A 16,298-nucleotide genomic window follows, 5' to 3' on the forward strand; every position below is an offset into this window, starting at 1 on the left:
GTCGGTGTGCGGAGGGGTTCCCCGGCGGCCGCACCGGCGTGCAGCCGCGGGGGCGCGAGTGGCCGTACGGGCCTCGCCGTATCGGCGGCCGCGGTCGTCCCCTTAACCTTTTCACCCGATCGCCCCAGGTCAAGAACCGCCTCGCCGCGCGGACGGGCGCCGTCCGGGGGGCTTGGGGGTGCCGGATGTTGACGGTGGGGCGGCCAACTTCCAGTGATCGTCGTGGCGTTCGACGAAGCCGAGGGACTGCAGCTCGTACAGCCTGGCGAGCGTCTGATCCCTGCTCAGGCCCGCGTTTCGCGCGATGAGGTCCGCTTCACCGCCGCTGCCTCCGGGCACGGCTTCGAGCACCATGGCCGCCGGCGGCGCCAGCAGGTCGCGCGCGACGACGGGGCCGTGGCGCTCGGGTGCGAGGTCGCCGATGCCGCCGACGAGCTCGGCGATCTCGTCGGCGTCGGTGACGAGGGCCGCGTCCTCGCGGAGCAGTTCGTGGACGCCGGCCGAGAGGCCGGACGTGACGGGCCCGGGCACGCCCATCGTCTGCCGTCCCAGCCGGCGGGCGCGACGGGCCGTCACCAGCGAGCCGCTGCGGTACTCGGCCTCCACCACAACGGTGCCGCGCGTCAGCGCGGCGATGACACGGTTGCGCAGGACGAAACGGCTGCGGGTGGGGTGGCCGCCCGGGGGCAACTCGGCCAGCACGAGACCCCGTTCCACGATCCGGTCCAGCAGGTCCGCGTGGCCTCGCGGGTAGGGCACGTCGACCCCGCAGGCCAGCACTGCCACGGTCACCCCGCCCGCGGCGAGCGCCCCTCGGTGCGCGGCGCCGTCGACGCCGTACGCGGCGCCGGACACGACCACCCAGCCGCGCCGGGCCAGCCCGGCGCCGAGGAGGGACGCGACGTGCGAGCCGTAGTCGGTGCATGCGCGGGCGCCGACCACGGCGACGGAGCGCAGGGCCCACAGCCGCAGGTCGGCGCCGCCGCGCACCCACAGGCCGAGCGGACGGGCGTCGCCGAGGTCGTCCAGTTGGCCGGGCCATTCCCGGTCGCCGGGGCAGACGAAACGACCGCCCAGCCCGGCGACGGCGTCGAGGTCGCCCTGGGGATCGAGGGTGGTGGCGCGCTGCCGGCAGCCTGCGAGCCGCTCATGGCCGGCGCCCTTCGGCGCCGGCCCCGTACCTGTGAGGCCCCGCACCACCCGCACGGCCCCCATCTCCCGCACCCAGCGGCCCACGCGCTCGTCACCGGGCTCGGTCAGCCGGGTCAGCGCGGCACGGGCCAGCCGGTCCTCGGGGGCGGGGGCGGTCACGGGCGGTCCCCCGTCAGAACGGTGCCTCGATGGACACCCGTACGCAGCTCCAGGGCGCAGTTGACGTCCGCGGTGCCGGGGCGGTCGTGCCCGGCGAGGTCGGCCACGGTCCAGGCGACCCGCAGCACGCGGTCGAGGCCACGCGCCGTCAGCAGGCCCCGTTCCATGTCGCGTTCGGCCTCGGCGAGGGCTCCCGGGCCGACGCGCCAGCGGGTCCGCAGTTCGTGGCCGGGGACCTCGCTGTTGGTCACCCAGGGCGTGTCCGCGAGGCGGGCGGCGGCCCGTTCCCGGGCGGCACGGACCCTCTCGGCCACCTCGGCCGTCGTCTCCGCTCCCGCCTCGGCCCCCGTGAGCTCGGAGCGGGCCACCGGCTCGACCGTCACTCTCAGGTCGACCCGGTCCAGGAGGGGGCCGGAGAGGCGGGCGCGGTAGCGCCTGACGGCCTGCGGGGCACAGTCGCAGCCCTCGGCCAGCATGCCGTGCCTGCCGCAAGGGCAGGGGTTCGCGGCCAGGACGAGCAGGAACCGGGCGGGGAGCCTCAGCACGCCGCCGGAACGGGCCACGATCACATGCCCCGATTCGAGCGGCTGCCTCAGCGCGTCGAGCACACGTCCGGAGAACTCCGGTGCCTCGTCCATGAAGAGCACGCCACGATGCGCGAGGGACACCGCGCCGGGACGCGGCAGCCCCGAGCCGCCGCCTACCAGGGAGGGCATGGACGCCGAGTGGTGCGGGGCGCAGTAGGGGGCCCTGTCGACGAGGGGCTGCCCGGCGGGGAGCGTCCCCGCTACGGAGTGGACCGCCGTGACTTCGAGGGACTCCTGTGGCGTGAGCGGCGGCAGCAGACCGGGCAGCCGCTCGGCGAGCATGGTCTTGCCCGCTCCGGGCGGGCCCTGGAGGAGCAGGTGGTGCCGCCCGGCCGCGGCCACTTCGAGGGCCGTCCGGGCCCTGGCCTGTCCGGCGACCTCGGAGAGGTCGGGCTGCCGCTCGCCGAGCAGGACGCCCGTTCCCAGGCCGACCCCCGGCACCGAGAGCCCCGCGAGCATCGGATCCGGGCGGCCCTCCTGCAGCGGCTCCTCCTGCGGCACCGGCTCGTCCGTCAGGACCGCGATCAGCTGGCGCAGACTGTGGATGCCGAGGACCGAGACCCCGGGCACGAGGGAGGCCTCGGCGGCGGTGCGCTCGGGGACGACGACCTGCCGGTAGCCGGCGTCGGCTGCGGCCAGGACGGCCGGCAGGACGCCCGGCACCGGCCGGACGCGGCCGTCGAGGCCCAGCTCGCCGATCAGCACCAGATCGTCGAGCTCGCGCGGGTCGAGGCGCTCCGAGGCGGCCAGGACGGCACAGGCGACGGCGAGATCGAAGCCGCTGCCGCTCTTGGGGACCGCCGCCGGGCTCAGGCCGACGGTCAGCTTCTTCTGCGGCCACTCTGCGCCGGAGTTCACCACGGCGGCGCGGACGCGATCCTTGCTCTCGACGAGGCTCTTGTCGGGGAGGCCGACGAGGGTGAAGGCGGCGACTCCGGGCTCGAGGTCGGCCTGGACCTCGACCACCACTCCCTCGACGCCGACCAGCGCCACCGAGCACGTACGGGCGAAGCCCATCACGCCACCCCCTTGGCGTGCTCGACGGCGGGGGCGCCGCGACCGGGGACGATCACGCCCACCAGGTCGATCCGCACGCCGCCCGGGGGCGGACCGCCGTGGTGCTCCAGCCAGCGCTCGGCGAGCCGGCGCAGCCGTTCCGCCTTCGCCGGGGTGACGGCGGCCATCGGATGCTCGTACACACCGGTGCTGCGGGTCTTGACCTCGCAGACCACCAGGGTGTCGGCCTCCATGGCCACGATGTCGATCTCGCCCTCGCGGCATCTCCAGTTCCGTTCGAGGACGACGATGCCGGCCTGGGCCAGCAGGCGGACGGCAAGATTCTCGCCGTAGCGGCCGAGTGCTTCTCGGGCGTTCACGGGCACCACCTCCGGCGCCCACCCTGCCGCCGCGGCCCGTAACCGTTGGATCTTGGTGGATAACCCGTCGGTTGTGGAGAACTCAGCCACCCGGAAGGTCGAGCTCGGCCTTGTTGAGCTCCTCGATGTTCACGTCCTTGAACGTGAGCACCCGCACCTGTTTCACGAAGCGCGCGGGGCGGTACATGTCCCAGACCCAGGCGTCGGCCATCGAGACCTCGAAGAAGACCTCGCCCTGGACCGAGTGCACCTGCATCTCGTAGTCGTTGGTGAGGTAGAAGCGGCGCTCGGTCTCGATCACGTATTTGAACAGACCGACGACATCGCGGTACTCCCGGTAGAGCTTCAGCTCCATCTCGGTCTCGTACTTCTCGAGGTCCTCGGCGCTCATGGCATGTTCCCCTTCAGCCGTGCGTCTCCCCATTGTGCGTCAGGCACGCTCCGTCTCCAGGAGCACCGGCGTACACGGGGGTCCCTCGTCGAGCAGCGTACGCAGCAGCCCGGCGAGCCTGGTCGGATACACCGTCTCACGGGTCGCGAGGAGTTCCCCGCAGGTCCACCAGCGCAGCCCCGTGACGCTGCGCCGCTCCAGTTCCGTCCCGCCGCCGGTCCACCGGCCCGGCTGCGCCGTACGGGCCAGGAAGTAGCGCTCGTCCTGGTTCCAGAGGCGGCCGTCGAACGGGAAGGAGCAGGTGCGGCGCCACAGCACGGGGCCCAGTTCGATCTCTGTGATCCCGGTCTCCTCGGCCAGCTCCCGGCGCGCCGCCTGCTCCCACGTCTCGGTGCCCTCCAGACCGCCGCCCGGGGTGAACCACCAGGTGGTCGAGGGATCGTCCGGTTCGTAGCCGTGCATCAGCAGGATGCGGTCGGACGGGTCGAGCAGGACGACCCGCGACGCCCTGCGCGGCTCGCCGGCGCTGCCGGACGCCTCACCGGCCATGGGCGGGCACCTCCTCCTTGCGCCTCGGTGTGACGAGGCGCGCCACGGGGCCGTACGCCGCGCCGCCCAGGATCAGCACCGCTCCGGCGATCACGGCGGCCAGCACGAGCGGCAGCGGGCCGGGCTGCGAGGTGCCGCCGGGGAGGGCGGCGAAGGACTCGGGTCTGTCCATCATGCCCCAGCCCGCCACGGGCCAGGCAGTGGCGTCCACACGTGCCCGGACGGCACCGCGCGGCACGGTGCCGTGTGAGGCGTCGGAGAGGTGGCCACGAGAGTCCACGGAGTCGCTGCGGTGGTCTCCGAGCAGGAAGAGCTGTCCCTCGGGGACGGTCGCGGAGAAGCGGGTGGGCGACGCCGCGCTCGTGTCCTGCAGATACGGTTCCTCGATCGGTTTGCCGTCGACCGTGAGGCGCCCCTGGCGGTCACAGCAGGCCACGGTGTCGCCGCCGGTACCGACGACCCGTTTGACCATCGGCGTGTCGCCCCAGATCTTGTCCTTGAAGACGACGATGTCCCCACGACGGACGTCGCCGCCGGCTATGCGCTCGGCGAGGACCCGGTCGCCCATCCCGATGGTGGGCGCCATGGAGTCGGTGGGGACGGTGTACGGCTGGTAGAGCAGGGCGCCCCAGACGAAGCCGCCGAGGAAGAGCACACAGCCGACGGCCACGGCCAGCCCGGACAGCTTCCAGCCCCCGCGGCCGTGGCCGTCGTCCGGACGTCCTGCTCCGCTCATCCCAGTGCTCCCGCCCCGCGTAGAAGATCGGACTCCGCGTGCCCAGGGCACGGGAACCGCACACTACCGGGCGGTATGCAGGCGAGTCAGCCCTTCGGGAGGCTCCGCCGGTCAGTCCCTGAGGGCGCTCCGGAGGGTGAGCTCCTCGGTGCCGCCCTGTGCGGCCGACCGGCGCCGGCGCCACAGGACGAGCGGCACCGCTCCGGCGAGACCGAGCGCGGACGGCGCGGCCGCGGCGGCCGCGCTGAGCCCCGGCTGGTCGAAGGTGCCGGGGACACCGAGGAAGGACCAGCGGTTGATCGGCCAGGCGACCACGAAGGCGCGGCCCACGACGTCGGACACAGGGACGAAGCCGTGGTCCTGGTTCGGGTGGTAGCGCGAGTCCAGGGAGTTCTGGCGGTGGTCACCCATCACCCAGAGCTTCCCCTTGGGGACCTCGATCGGGCCGAAGGGCTGGTCGTCGCACGGGGTGTTGTCGGGGAAGAGGTAGTCCTTCTCCGACAGCGCCTTGCCGTTGACCTTGACCGGGCCGCCCTTCTGGCACTCCACGGTGTCTCCGCCGACCGCGATGACCCGCTTGATGAGGTCCTTCTCCTCGGCCGAGGGCATGAGGCCGATGAAGCTGAGGACCTTCTGCACGCCACCGCCCAGCGGGCCGGACTGCGGGGTCTGGGTCTCGTCGCCCAGCCAGTTGTCGGGGTCGTGGAAGACCACGACCTCGCCGCGCTCGGGCTCGGCGCCGAACCACGGGGTGAGTTTGTCCACCAGCACGCGGTCGCCGCGCTGGAGGGTGTTCTGCATCGAGTCCGACGGGATCGAGAACGCCTGCACCAGGAACGTCTTGATCAGCAGCGCGAGGACCAGGGCGATGCCGATCAGGATCGGCAGCTCCTTCCAGAACGACCGCTGCTTCTTGGGCCTCTCCCCGCGCGGGCCCTCACCGTCGGTGTCCGCCTCCGGGTTCACGTCTTCGCCGTCCGTCCGCGCCGGCCCGCCCGTAGCCTCCTGGGACGCCTGGGACATGGCCTCCTCCGGCACACCGGCCCCTGGCGACCCGTCAGCCTCCCCGGGCCGCTTCTCGGGCTCTTCGTGACCGGACCGTGCGCCGACCGCCAAGTCCCCCACATCCACTCCTCTCGCTCCGCTCTCCACGCTGCGGCCTGCCGTACGCATGAGGCAGGCCCACCACTCCCATAACGAGCGGGAGTTCCGCAGGGGTCGGGAGTTGGATCAATCCTTGCTGATCCATGGGGGACACACTATGCGGCGAACCGCGCGCTTGGATCTCCGCGGGCGGCGCGTCACCGACCGATGCGAAAGTGTCTCTTTCGGACAGCTGCCGCCAGTGGCCGAGGGGCCATGCGATCACCACCGCACGGCCGATCACCCGGTCCTGCGGCACGGTGCCCTGCCCGGGGCCGTCCAGGTGGAAGCGCGAATCAGCCGAATTGGAACGGTGGTCGCCCATCACGAAGTAGCGCCCCGCGGGGACCCGTACCGTGAATTCAATCTTGGAGGGCGGGTTGTCCGGGTGCAGATAGGGCTCGTCGAGCGGCGTTCCGTTGACCGTGATTTTGCCGTTCTCGTCACAGCACTTGACCGTGTCACCGCCGACGCCGATCACTCTCTTGATCAGGTCGTGCTCGTTCGCCGCCGGCAGCAGGCCGATGAAGGTCAGGAACTGCTTGACCTGTCTGACCCCCACCGGGTCGGGTCCGGCGCCCGTCTGCTCCCCGTCCTGCCAGCCGCCGGGGTCCCGGAAGACGATGACGTCACCGCGCTGCGGCCTGGAGCCGAACCAGGGCGTCAGCTTGTCCACGAGCACGCGGTCGCCGATCCGGATGGTCTGCTCCATGGAGCCGGAGGGGATCACGAACGCCTGCACCAGGAACGTCTTGAGCACGAGGGCGATCAGCAGCGCGACCGCTATGAGGATCGGCACCTCCTTGACCGCGGAGCGGCGCCGGCGCCGCTTGACCCGCCGGGCCGCCTTCCGCCGCGCCGCACGGCCGCCTGTGGCCGCGCCGCCCGTACCCGCCGCTTCTGCGCCTGCGGGGCCTGCCGGGCCCGGCAGCGTACGTCCCCGGCTACCCACCCGGTCTCCCTGCGTGTCCGGCGGGCTCCGCGGGGGGCCCGGCGTGTCCGGTGGGCTGTCCGGCCGGCCCGGAGGACTGTCCGGCCCGGTCCCGGCCTCGGGCGGGCTGCTCCCCGCCCCATGCGTCGCCCCGTGCGGCCTGCTTTCCTACGTGCCCGGCCGTCTCATCCGGTTCCGGAACGCGCGCATAAGCGTCGGGGCGCTCCAGGGTGCTCATCCTCCCGAAGGGCCAGCCGATCCAGTCGGCCCGTCCGATGACCCTGCTCACCGGCACCATGCCCCCGCCGGGCTCCCCCAGGTGATCGCGTGAGTCGCGGGAGTCGCCCCGGTGGTCGCCCATCACCCACAGCTTCCCCGCGGGCACCACGGCGTCGAAGGGCACGCGGGACGGGTCGTCGCCCGGGTAGAGGAAGCCCTCGTCCACCGGGTGGCCGTTGATCTGCAGCCGGCCCCGGGCGTCGCAGCAGGTGACCCGGTCGCCCCCGACACCGACCACGCGCTTGATGTAGACCGTCGCCGCCGGCCCCATGAGGCCGACGGACGAGGCGCCCTTACGGATCAGCGCCGCCACCGGGTTCTCCGCCGGCGCGTCCTGGACGAAGGACCCGGTGCCGTCGAAGACGATCACGTCACCGCGCCGGGGCTCGCCCCCGAAGGCGTAGGCGAGCTTGTTGACCAGGACACGGTCCCCCACGCGGAGCGTGTTCTCCATCGAGCCGCTGGGGATCAGGAAGGGCTGCACCACGTAGCTGCTCAGCAGCAGCATGAAGACGAGGCAGAGCGTCAGCAGCACGCCTGCACGGCGCATGAGGCCGCCGCCCCGCAGCCACGCCCGGGCGGCCCTGACCGAGGCCGCCGGAGAGGCGGGAAAACGCGAGGAGCGCGACCCCTGCTCCTCCCCCTCTGCGGGGCGGGGAGAGCGGTCGCGCTCCGAAAGCTGTACGTCGGTGTCCATCGAGCCGAAAGCCTATCCGGCCGGGCGAGGACTCCGGACGGAAGCTCAGTTGTCGCGCTTCTCCTTGATCTTCGCGGCCTTGCCGCGGAGCTCACGGAGGTAGTACAGCTTGGCGCGACGGACGTCACCGCGGGTGACGAGCTCGACCTTCTCGAAGATCGGGCTGTGCACCGGGAAGGTGCGCTCGACGCCGACGGAGAACGAGACCTTGCGGACCGTGAAGGTCTCGCTGATGCCCGCGCCCTGGCGGCGAATGACGGCACCCTTGAACTGCTGGATACGGGAGCGGTTGCCCTCGATGACGCGGACGTGGACGTTCACGGTGTCGCCGGGGCGGAAGGCCGGGACGTCGGTGCGCAGCGACGCGGCGTTGACGTTGTCGAGCAGGGAGGACATGTTCGTCTGCTTCCTCGCCGATGCCACAGGTCATCAGCGGAATTCGTACCGAAGTGGGGATGGTGCCGGAACGCCGGGCGGACGTCGTTCCCCCTGTGGCAGGGGCGCACGCCGGGCGCAAGGCAACGGCTTATTCTTCCACGTCCGGGGCCACTCGCCCAAATCGGCCGTCGGGGCCGGGGCCCCAGCCCAGGATCGAGAGGATCTCGCGGTCCTTCTTGTCGAAGGCCGCGGGGTCCGCGCGCTCGATCAGATCAGGGCGGTTGCGCACGGTGCGGCGGAACGCCTCGTCGCGGCGCCAGCGGGCGATCTTGCCGTGGTGGCCGCTGAGCAGGACGTCCGGGATGCCGCGGCCGCGCCACTCCGGGGGCTTGGTGTAGACGGGGCCCTCGAGGAGATCCGCCATGGCGCCCGGGGCGAAGGAGTCGTCGCGGTGGGACTCGGCGTTGCCGAGGACGCCGGGGAGCAGGCGCGCGACAGCCTCGACCATCACGAGGACGGGGGCCTCGCCGCCGGCCAGGACGTAGTCGCCGATGGACACCTCGCGGACGTCGAGGCGATCGCTGTACTCCTCGATGACCCGGCGGTCGATGCCCTCGTAGCGGGCGGGGGTGAAGACCAGCCACGGCTTCTCGGAGAGCTCGACGGCGAGCTCCTGGGTGAAGGGCCGGCCGCTGGGCGTCGGGACGACGAGCACGGGCAGCTCCTCCCCCTGCGCCCCCGACTCGATGACCGCGTCCAGGGCCTCGCCCCAGGGGTCCGGCTTCATGACCATGCCGGGGCCGCCGCCGTAGGGCGTGTCGTCGACGGTGTTGTGCTTGTCGTGCGTCCACTCGCGCAGGTCGTGCACGCGGACGTCCAGCCGGCCCCGTGCGCGCGCCTTGCCGACGAGCGAGACGTTCAGCGGCTCGAGGTACTCGGGGAAGATCGTGACGACGTCGATGCGCATCAGGCGTCGCCTCGCTCGGAGTCCCGCCCGGAATCCGGCTCGGAGCCGTGCGCGGCGTCCTGGGCAGTGCCGGCCCCGGAGTCCTGGCCGGGCTCCGTCTCGGGGCCCTGTCCGGCCTCGTGCCCCGCCTCATGCGCCGCCTCACGCGCGGACGCGATCTCCGCCTCGCCGGTGTCGATCAGGCCGCGCGGCGGGTCGATGACGGCACGCTGCTCGTCCAGGTCGATCTCCGTGACGATCTCGGAGACGAAGGGGATCATGACTTCGGAACCGTCGGGCCGCTCCACGATGAACAGGTCCTGCGACGGCAGGTGGGAGATCTCGCTGATCCGGCCGACGAGGGTGCCGTCGGTGGTGACGACCTCCAGGTCCATCAACTGGTGGTCGTAGAACTCCTCCGGGTCCTCCGGGGTCTCCTCCGGATCGACCTCGGCGATGAGGAGGATGTTGCGGAGCGCCTCGGCGGCCGTGCGGTCGCCCACTCCCGCGAAGCGCAGCAGCAGCCGGCCGCTGTGCACGCGGCCGGACTCGATGGTCAGCGGCCCCGCGGAGGCGGGGTCCGTGGCCAGGACGGCGCCGGGTCCGAGCCGGAGCTCGGGCTCGTCCGTGCGCACCTCAACCGTGACCTCACCCCTGATGCCGTGGGCGCGGCCGATCCTGCCGACTACGAGCTGCATGTTTCCTTCTCTGCTCTCCGTACGCGACAACGGGCCGGGAAGGGCCCAAGCCCTTCCCGGCCCGTGCCGGTGCTCAGCCGCTTCTCAGCGGACCTGATCCACGTCGACGAGGTCGACGCGGATGCCACGACCGCCGATGGCGCCCACGACGGTGCGCAGGGCACGCGCGGTGCGGCCGTTGCGGCCGATCACCTTGCCGAGGTCGTCCGGGTGGACCCGGACCTCCAGCACGCGCCCGCGGCGCAGGTTGCGCGAAGCGACCTGCACCTCGTCGGGGTTGTCGACGATGCCCTTCACGAGGTGCTCAAGGGCCTCCTCGAGCATCCTCAGGCCTCGGTCGACTCAGCGGACTCGGCCTCAGCGGCCTCGTCCTTCTTCTCCGACTTCTTCGCCTTCGGGGTGATGGCCTCACCCTTCGCCTCGCCCGCGGCGCTCACGACGGCGTCGAAGAGACCGCTGTGGTCCTTCTTCGGCTCGGCGACGAGCATCGGGGCCGGGGCCGGCAGGCCCTTGAACTTCTGCCAGTCACCGGTGACCTTGAGGATGGCCAGAACCGGCTCGGTCGGCTGCGCGCCGACACCCAGCCAGTACTGGACACGCTCGGAGTCGACCTCGATGCGCGAGGGGTTCTGCACCGGGTGGTACAGACCGATCTCCTCGATGGCCCGGCCGTCACGGCGGGTACGGGAGTCGGCGATGACGATGCGGTAGTGAGGCGAACGGATCTTGCCCAGACGCTTCAGCTTGATCTTGACTGCCACGGGAGTGGTGTCTCCTGGTCTTGACGTGGTTGGGCACAACGAGATGCCACGTGGGGTTGCGGTACTCGGATGCCCGACGGACGCGCCAGCCGGAGGAGAGAGGGGTCCTATGCGACTGTCGAGTACAGCGTCCCATTGTGCCACACCACTCCAGGTCAGCCGACCGTGACCGCCTCGGGAATCCGGAAGGGCTGACCGCAGCCGCCGCACATGATGGGCGCCTGGGCGAGCACGGAGGGCACGACCCGCACGTTCCGGCCGCAGTCGCACACCGCCTTGACCCGTACCCCGCCGCCCGACGAGCCGTGCCGCGCCGCCGGCCCGCGGAAGGTGCGGGAGGTGTCGGCGGTGGTGGCGACCGTGTGCGCCTTGAGGGCGCGCTGCAGTCTGTCGATGGTGGGGCGGTAGCGCTTGCGCGCCTCCGGATTGAGCACGACCAGAGAGAAGCCGCTGCTGGGATGCGGATCGTCGCTGTGGTCGAGCCCGAGCTCCTCGGCGATCGCCAGGAACCGGCGATTGTGGTAGCGGCCTGCGCGTGACGTGTCACGCACACCGCGGGCGGCCGCGATGCCGTGCACTGCCTCGTGCAGCAGCCGTTCGAAGGAGAGCTCGGCGCCGCATGCGGACGACGACTCCCCGATCAGCGATTCGGGCGCGGCTAGATCCGGCAGCTCGGGGTGGTACCGCTGAATGTCGGCCCACGCCTGCGCCAGCTCTGCGGCGAGAACAGGTGGTGTCGTGCTCACGTCGTGACAACGAGCAGGGGCGGCCCGGTGTTCCGATACCGGGCCATCCCAAATAATTTGCACGTACCAGTCAGTTTCACGCTCATGCGTCGCGACGAGGGCGGGTGCGCAGATCTGTGGAGAAGCCGCGCACCCGTTCGCAACCCGGGACGTACTGACTCATCAGTAGGCGCGCACCGGGGGGCGTGCGCCCCCTTGGACGGGCCGGCGCCCCCGGACGCCCCGCGGAGCGTGGAGGGCAGCGCTCCGGTCGAGGCCGTCCCACGCTGCTGCCGCCTCATGCGGGCGGCTGGCGGGCGCCTCATGCCGGTGCCTCATCCCAGTACCGCTCCCGTACGGACGTCCTGTGACGTGAGGACGTCCGGTGACGGTGCGGACGCCCCGCGCCGCAACGGCCTCATGCCGCATGCCGTCGCTCCGCAGGACGCCGCATGGGGCGCCGCCTCATGCGCCGCCCCATGCCTTCGCTCCTAGTAGGCGCGCGCCACGATCGCGATCGCGCCCGGCGCGTCGTCCGACTCGGGCACGGAGCCGTCCTCGCCGACCAGGCAGCGGACGGTCACGGCCTGCTCGGCCAGCTTGGCCTCGCCCTCCGGACCCAGGTCCGCCCAGGGGATCCGCGCCCAGCCGCCGGCCACGGCGGCCTCGGCCGCCTCCTCGATGGTCTTCACGTCGGTCGTACGGGACTCCCGGCGCTCGCGCGACTGGGCCAGCAGCAGCGCCTGGTCCTCCTCCAGGACCTTCGGCAGCATCCCGACGAGCTCGTCGATGCGGACCGGCTCCTTGCCCCCGGGGATGCGGCGGGCCAGCATCGCGGTGCCGTTCTCCAGGTCGCGCGGGCCGACCTCGATGCGCACCGGGACGCCCTTGAGCTCCCAGTCCACGGCGCGGCGGCCGAACGGCGTGTCCGTGCGGTCGTCGACCTGCACCCGGATTCCGGCGGCCTTCAGCTGGTCGCCGATCTCGCGGACCTTGGCGATGACGGCGTCGTCGCCCTTGATCGCGAGGACGACGGCCTGGACCGGCGCCAGGCGCGGCGGGACGCGCAGGCCGTTGTCGTCGCCGTGCGACATGATCAGACCGCCGACCATCCGGGTGGACGAGCCCCAGGAGGTCTGCCAGACCAGCTCCTGCTTGCCGTCCTTGGACAGGTAGGAGGTGTTGAAGGCCTTGGCGAAGTTCTGGCCGAGCTCGTGGCTGGTGCCCATCTGCAGCGCCTTGCCGTCGCCCATCATGCCCTCGAGCGTGAGGGTGTTGATCGCGCCCGCGAAGCGCTCCTTGGGCGTCTTGCGGCCGAGGACCACGTCGATGCCCAGGACGTTGATCATGAAGTCCGCGTAGACCTCCTTGTGGATGTACGCGGCGTAGTCCCGGGCGTCCTCGTAGGTGGCGTGGGCGGTGTGGCCCTCCTGCCAGAGGAACTCGGTGGTGCGCAGGAAGACGCGCGGGCGCATCTCCCAACGGACCACGTTCGCCCACTGGTTGATCAGCAGGGGCAGGTCGCGGTAGCTCTGCACCCACTTCGAGAAGTAGTCGTTGATGATCGTCTCGGAGGTGGGGCGGACGACGACCGGCTCTTCCAGCTCCTTGCCGCCGCCGTGCGTGACGACCGCGAGCTCGGGGGCGAAGCCCTCGACGTGCTCGGCCTCACGCGTCAGGTACGACTGCGGGATGAAGAGGGGGAAGTACGCGTTGGAAGCGCCCGCGTCCTTGATGCGCGCGTCCATCTCCTGCTGCATGCGCTCCCAGAGCCCGTACCCGTACGGCCGGATGACCATGGTGCCGCGCACGGGGCCGTTGTCGGCCAGCTCGGCCTTGTTGATCAAGTCCTGGTACCAGCGCGGGAAGTCGTCCGCCTGAGGGGTGAGAATGGGAGCCTTTGCCATGATGCGAATGGTACGGGCCCGATCCGTCCGAGCGTGAATCCGCTGTTCCGGTCCCTGCCCCGCGCCGCTCGTGCGCCGCCCCCGGCCGCGTGCGCGCCCTTGTGCGCCTCCCGTGCGGATGCGCCCGGCACATGCCATCGTGGGCGTACGGGAACGCGCCCGCGCCACCCCCTGGACTCGGGAACGGATGCGGAGTTCCCTGGCACCAGGGGGTGCTTTTCCGGCAACGCGCACGGCAGCACACGGGGGCGGTGGATCGGGCATGCACACGTCTCTCGGCGGATTGGGGCGCTTTCCATGACACCTACGCTCGTACGGCGGCACCGGCCGTCCTCTTCGTCGCCCGAGTCGCGGGCCCGCGACTGGGCGGAAATCCAGGAACGGATGCTGGTGCCGCTCTACGAAGCGGTGTACGAGCGCCTCGAGGTCGGGTCGGGCACCAGGCTGCTCAGCCTGGGCTGCGGATCCGGCCTGGCCCTGCTCATGGCGTCCGCCCGCGGCGCCACGGTCTCCGGCGTGGACCCGGACGGGCGCCGCCTCGCGCTCGCCCGCGAGCGGCTGCTGCCCGAGGGCGGCGGCGCCGCGCGCCTGGGGCACGGGGCCCCCGAGAGCCTCATGGAGCGCGGCACCCCGGCCTTCAACCTCGTCACCGCCTTCGACCCGCTGTACTGCGCGGGCGGGAGCGCGCACGGCATGGCCACGGCGCTCGCCCGGGCGGCCTCATGCGCCGAGCGAGGAGCCCCCGTGGTGCTGGCGGGCTGGGGTCCCCAGGAGCGCTGCGCGGCGTCGGGGGCGCTCAGGGTCGCGGCCCGGCTCGCGGACCCCATGTGCGCGCCGGCGCGCTGGCGGCCGAGCGGCCGCGACGACCTGGAGAACCTGGCGCACGAGGCCGGTCTCCGGCCGGACGGCTCCGGCCGGGTCGCATGCCCGTACGGCTATGCCGACATGGGAAGCGCGGTGCGCGGCATGCTCTCCACCGGCGCCTTCGACGCGGCCGCCCGCGCCACGGACGAGGAGCAGGTCACCAAGGAGCTCGTCGAGGCGCTGCACCCCTATCTGCGCCGCGACGGCACGGTGTGGATGCCCAACGTCTTCCGCTACCTGATAGCACGCGCCTAGCGAAGTTCCGCGTCCGGCGCGGCAAGCGGCGGCGCGTACGTCACAGCCCCCGCGGCCTCTCGGCTGCGGGGGCTGTGACGTTTGTTTGCCGCGACTATTTGCGACGGCTTTTTGCGGCGACGTTTATTTGCGTAGCGGCCGCCTACGGGACGCTGCCCGCGTACGCGCTTACGGCGGCGCGATGCGGGCCGTGCCCGGTCAGCCCATGAACTTCTTGAACTCCTCCGGGAGTTCGAAGTCCTTCGCGTCCTGGCCGGCAGGCAGGCCCAGGGCACCGCCGGCCTGCTGCTCGCGGCGGGCGGCCGCGGCCTGCTCCTCGGCCTTGCGCTTCATCGGGTTGCCGCTCTGGCGCTTGCCCTTGGCCTGCTTCTGCTGCTTCTTCTTGCGACCGGCGCCGCCGCCCATGCCCGGCAGGCCGGGCATCCCCGGCATGCCGCCGCCCTGCGCCATGCGGGACATCATCTTGCGGGCGTCGAAGAACCGCTCCACCAGGTTCTTGACGGCGCTGACGTCCACGCCCGAACCCTTGGCGATACGGGCCCGGCGCGAGCCGTTGATGATCGTCGGGTCCTGGCGCTCGGCCGGGGTCATGGACTTGATGATCGCGGCGGTGCGGTCGACGTCGCGCTCGTCCAGGTTGTTGATCTGGTCCTTGATCTGCCCCATGCCCGGCAGCATGCCGAGGAGCTTGCTGATGGAGCCCATCTTGCGGACCTGCTCCATCTGCGACAGGAAGTCGTCGAGCGTGAACTCCTTGGGGCCCTTCGCCAGCTTGGCCGCCATCTTCTCGGCCTCGTCCTGGCTGAAGGTCTGCTCGGCCTTCTCGATCAGGCTGAGCATGTCGCCCATGCCCAGGATGCGGGACGCCATGCGGTCCGGGTGGAACGCGTCGAAGTCGTCCAGCTTCTCGCCGTTGGAGGCGAACATGATCTGCTTGCCGGTCACGTGCGCGACCGACAGGGCGGCACCACCGCGGGCGTCGCCGTCGAGCTTGGAGAGCACCACGCCGTCGAAGCCGACGCCGTCGCGGAAGGCCTCGGCGGTGTTGACCGCGTCCTGGCCGATCATGGCGTCGAGGACGAAGAGGATCTCGTCCGGGGAGACCGCGTCGCGGATGTCCGCGGCCTGCTGCATCATCTCGGCGTCGATGCCGAGGCGGCCGGCGGTGTCGACGATGACGATGTCGTACTGCTTGGTGCGGGCGAACTCGATCGAGTCCTTGGCGACCTGGACCGGGTCGCCGACGCCGTTGCCCGGCTGGGGCGCGTAGACGCCGACACCGGCGCGCTCGGCGACGACGGAGAGCTGGTTGACGGCGTTGGGGCGCTGGAGGTCGCAGGCGACGAGCAGCGGGGCGTGGCCCTGGGCCTTCAGCCAGCGGCCGAGCTTTCCGGCGAGCGTCGTCTTACCGGCACCCTGGAGACCGGCGAGCATGATGACCGTCGGCGCGGTCTTGGCGAAGCGCAGGCGCCGGGTCTCGCCGCCGAGGATGCCGATGAGCTCCTCGTTGACGATCTTGATGACCTGCTGGGCGGGGTTGAGGGCCTGCGAGACCTCGGCACCGAGCGCCCGCTCCTTGACCTGCTTGATGAACGAGCGGACGGCGGGCAGGGCCACGTCCGCCTCGAGCAGGGCGATACGGATCTCGCGCGCGGTGGCGTCGATGTCCGCCTCGGAGAGGCGGCCCTTGCCCCGGAGGTTCTTGAAAGTCGCTGCGAGGCGGTCGGAGAGGGTATCGAACACGGTGGTCGCGGATCCTTCTTG

Annotated in this window: 17 protein-coding genes and 1 pseudogene; 1 reads left to right on the forward strand and 17 read right to left on the reverse strand. The window is 71.7% G+C overall.

The genetic code is table 11. The features are described 5' to 3' along the window. Positions 1–129: 129 nt before the first annotated feature. The 16 genes and pseudogenes from dprA to proS all read right to left on the reverse strand — a co-directional run bounded on the left by dprA (position 130) and on the right by proS (position 13,415). On the reverse strand, positions 130–1,371 hold the full coding sequence (dprA, locus tag ACOTKD_RS34005; RefSeq protein WP_424892914.1) for a DNA-processing protein DprA: 1,242 nt from the start codon (positions 1,369–1,371) through the stop codon (positions 130–132). After that, entirely contained in the window at positions 1,308–2,915 is a 1,608-nt protein-coding gene (locus tag ACOTKD_RS34010) for a YifB family Mg chelatase-like AAA ATPase (protein WP_424892863.1), read from the reverse strand. Before ACOTKD_RS34010 ends, dprA begins: the two co-directional genes overlap by 64 nt. Next, on the reverse strand, positions 2,915–3,274 hold the full coding sequence (locus ACOTKD_RS34015) for a YraN family protein (protein WP_424892864.1): 360 nt from the start codon (positions 3,272–3,274) through the stop codon (positions 2,915–2,917). Before ACOTKD_RS34015 ends, ACOTKD_RS34010 begins: the two co-directional genes overlap by 1 nt. Positions 3,275–3,356: 82 nt before the next feature. After that, positions 3,357–3,665 (reverse strand): DUF2469 domain-containing protein, encoded by a 309-nt coding sequence (locus ACOTKD_RS34020; RefSeq protein ID WP_424892865.1) that lies wholly within the window; start codon positions 3,663–3,665, stop codon positions 3,357–3,359. 39 nt (positions 3,666–3,704) lie between these two features. Next, positions 3,705–4,214 carry an NUDIX hydrolase gene (locus ACOTKD_RS34025; protein ID WP_424892866.1) on the reverse strand — a complete coding sequence of 170 codons (510 nt, stop codon included), beginning with the start codon at positions 4,212–4,214 and terminating at the stop codon, positions 3,705–3,707. Beyond that, positions 4,204–4,950: a signal peptidase I gene (gene lepB / locus ACOTKD_RS34030; protein ID WP_424892867.1), complete on the reverse strand. Its 747-nt coding sequence runs from the start codon at positions 4,948–4,950 to the stop codon at positions 4,204–4,206. The genes ACOTKD_RS34025 and lepB (ACOTKD_RS34030) overlap by 11 nt, the downstream gene beginning before the upstream one ends. 111 nt (positions 4,951–5,061) lie before the next feature. Beyond that, complete coding sequence (gene lepB / locus ACOTKD_RS34035; protein WP_424892915.1) at positions 5,062–6,066, reverse strand: signal peptidase I; 1,005 nt, start codon at positions 6,064–6,066, stop codon at positions 5,062–5,064. Continuing rightward, positions 6,008–7,045 (reverse strand): signal peptidase I, encoded by a 1,038-nt coding sequence (gene lepB, locus ACOTKD_RS34040; RefSeq protein ID WP_424892868.1) that lies wholly within the window; start codon positions 7,043–7,045, stop codon positions 6,008–6,010. The genes lepB (ACOTKD_RS34035) and lepB (ACOTKD_RS34040) overlap by 59 nt, the downstream gene beginning before the upstream one ends. 169 nt (positions 7,046–7,214) lie before the next feature. Then, positions 7,215–8,000: pseudogene (gene lepB, locus ACOTKD_RS34045) on the reverse strand (signal peptidase I); the annotation flags it as partial. A 45-nt stretch (positions 8,001–8,045) separates the two neighbouring features. Beyond that, a complete protein-coding gene (rplS, locus tag ACOTKD_RS34050) occupies positions 8,046–8,396 on the reverse strand; it encodes a 50S ribosomal protein L19 (RefSeq protein ID WP_424892869.1) in 351 nt (116 codons plus the stop codon). A 130-nt stretch (positions 8,397–8,526) separates the two neighbouring features. After that, complete coding sequence (trmD, locus tag ACOTKD_RS34055) at positions 8,527–9,345, reverse strand: tRNA (guanosine(37)-N1)-methyltransferase TrmD (protein ID WP_424892870.1); 819 nt, start codon at positions 9,343–9,345, stop codon at positions 8,527–8,529. Beyond that, positions 9,345–10,022, reverse strand: coding sequence for a ribosome maturation factor RimM (gene rimM / locus ACOTKD_RS34060; RefSeq protein ID WP_424892871.1), 678 nt, complete (start codon positions 10,020–10,022; stop codon positions 9,345–9,347). Before rimM ends, trmD begins: the two co-directional genes overlap by 1 nt. A gap of 84 nt (positions 10,023–10,106) precedes the next feature. Continuing rightward, positions 10,107–10,346 carry an RNA-binding protein gene (locus ACOTKD_RS34065; protein ID WP_020868149.1) on the reverse strand — a complete coding sequence of 80 codons (240 nt, stop codon included), beginning with the start codon at positions 10,344–10,346 and terminating at the stop codon, positions 10,107–10,109. 2 nt (positions 10,347–10,348) lie between these two features. After that, complete coding sequence (gene rpsP / locus ACOTKD_RS34070; protein WP_106679545.1) at positions 10,349–10,783, reverse strand: 30S ribosomal protein S16; 435 nt, start codon at positions 10,781–10,783, stop codon at positions 10,349–10,351. A gap of 155 nt (positions 10,784–10,938) precedes the next feature. Continuing rightward, positions 10,939–11,529 (reverse strand): hypothetical protein, encoded by a 591-nt coding sequence (locus ACOTKD_RS34075; protein ID WP_424892872.1) that lies wholly within the window; start codon positions 11,527–11,529, stop codon positions 10,939–10,941. Positions 11,530–11,999: 470 nt separating this feature from the next. Beyond that, a complete protein-coding gene (gene proS, locus ACOTKD_RS34080; protein WP_424892873.1) occupies positions 12,000–13,415 on the reverse strand; it encodes a proline--tRNA ligase in 1,416 nt (471 codons plus the stop codon). A 297-nt stretch (positions 13,416–13,712) separates the two neighbouring features. Here proS and ACOTKD_RS34085 point away from each other — a divergent pair, with 297 nt between their 5' ends. Beyond that, the gene (locus tag ACOTKD_RS34085; protein WP_424892874.1) at positions 13,713–14,534 is read left to right on the forward strand and encodes an SAM-dependent methyltransferase; all 822 of its coding nucleotides are present in this window, start codon (positions 13,713–13,715) and stop codon (positions 14,532–14,534) included. A 198-nt stretch (positions 14,535–14,732) separates the two neighbouring features. Here ACOTKD_RS34085 and ffh read toward each other — a convergent pair whose 3' ends face one another. Beyond that, positions 14,733–16,277, reverse strand: coding sequence for a signal recognition particle protein (ffh, locus tag ACOTKD_RS34090; protein ID WP_424892875.1), 1,545 nt, complete (start codon positions 16,275–16,277; stop codon positions 14,733–14,735). Between the last annotated feature and the right edge of the window lie 21 nt (positions 16,278–16,298).

Origin of the sequence: Streptomyces sp. XH2 (genome assembly GCF_049725035.1) — a bacterium.
Taxonomy (GTDB): domain Bacteria; phylum Actinomycetota; class Actinomycetes; order Streptomycetales; family Streptomycetaceae; genus Streptomyces; species Streptomyces roseoverticillatus.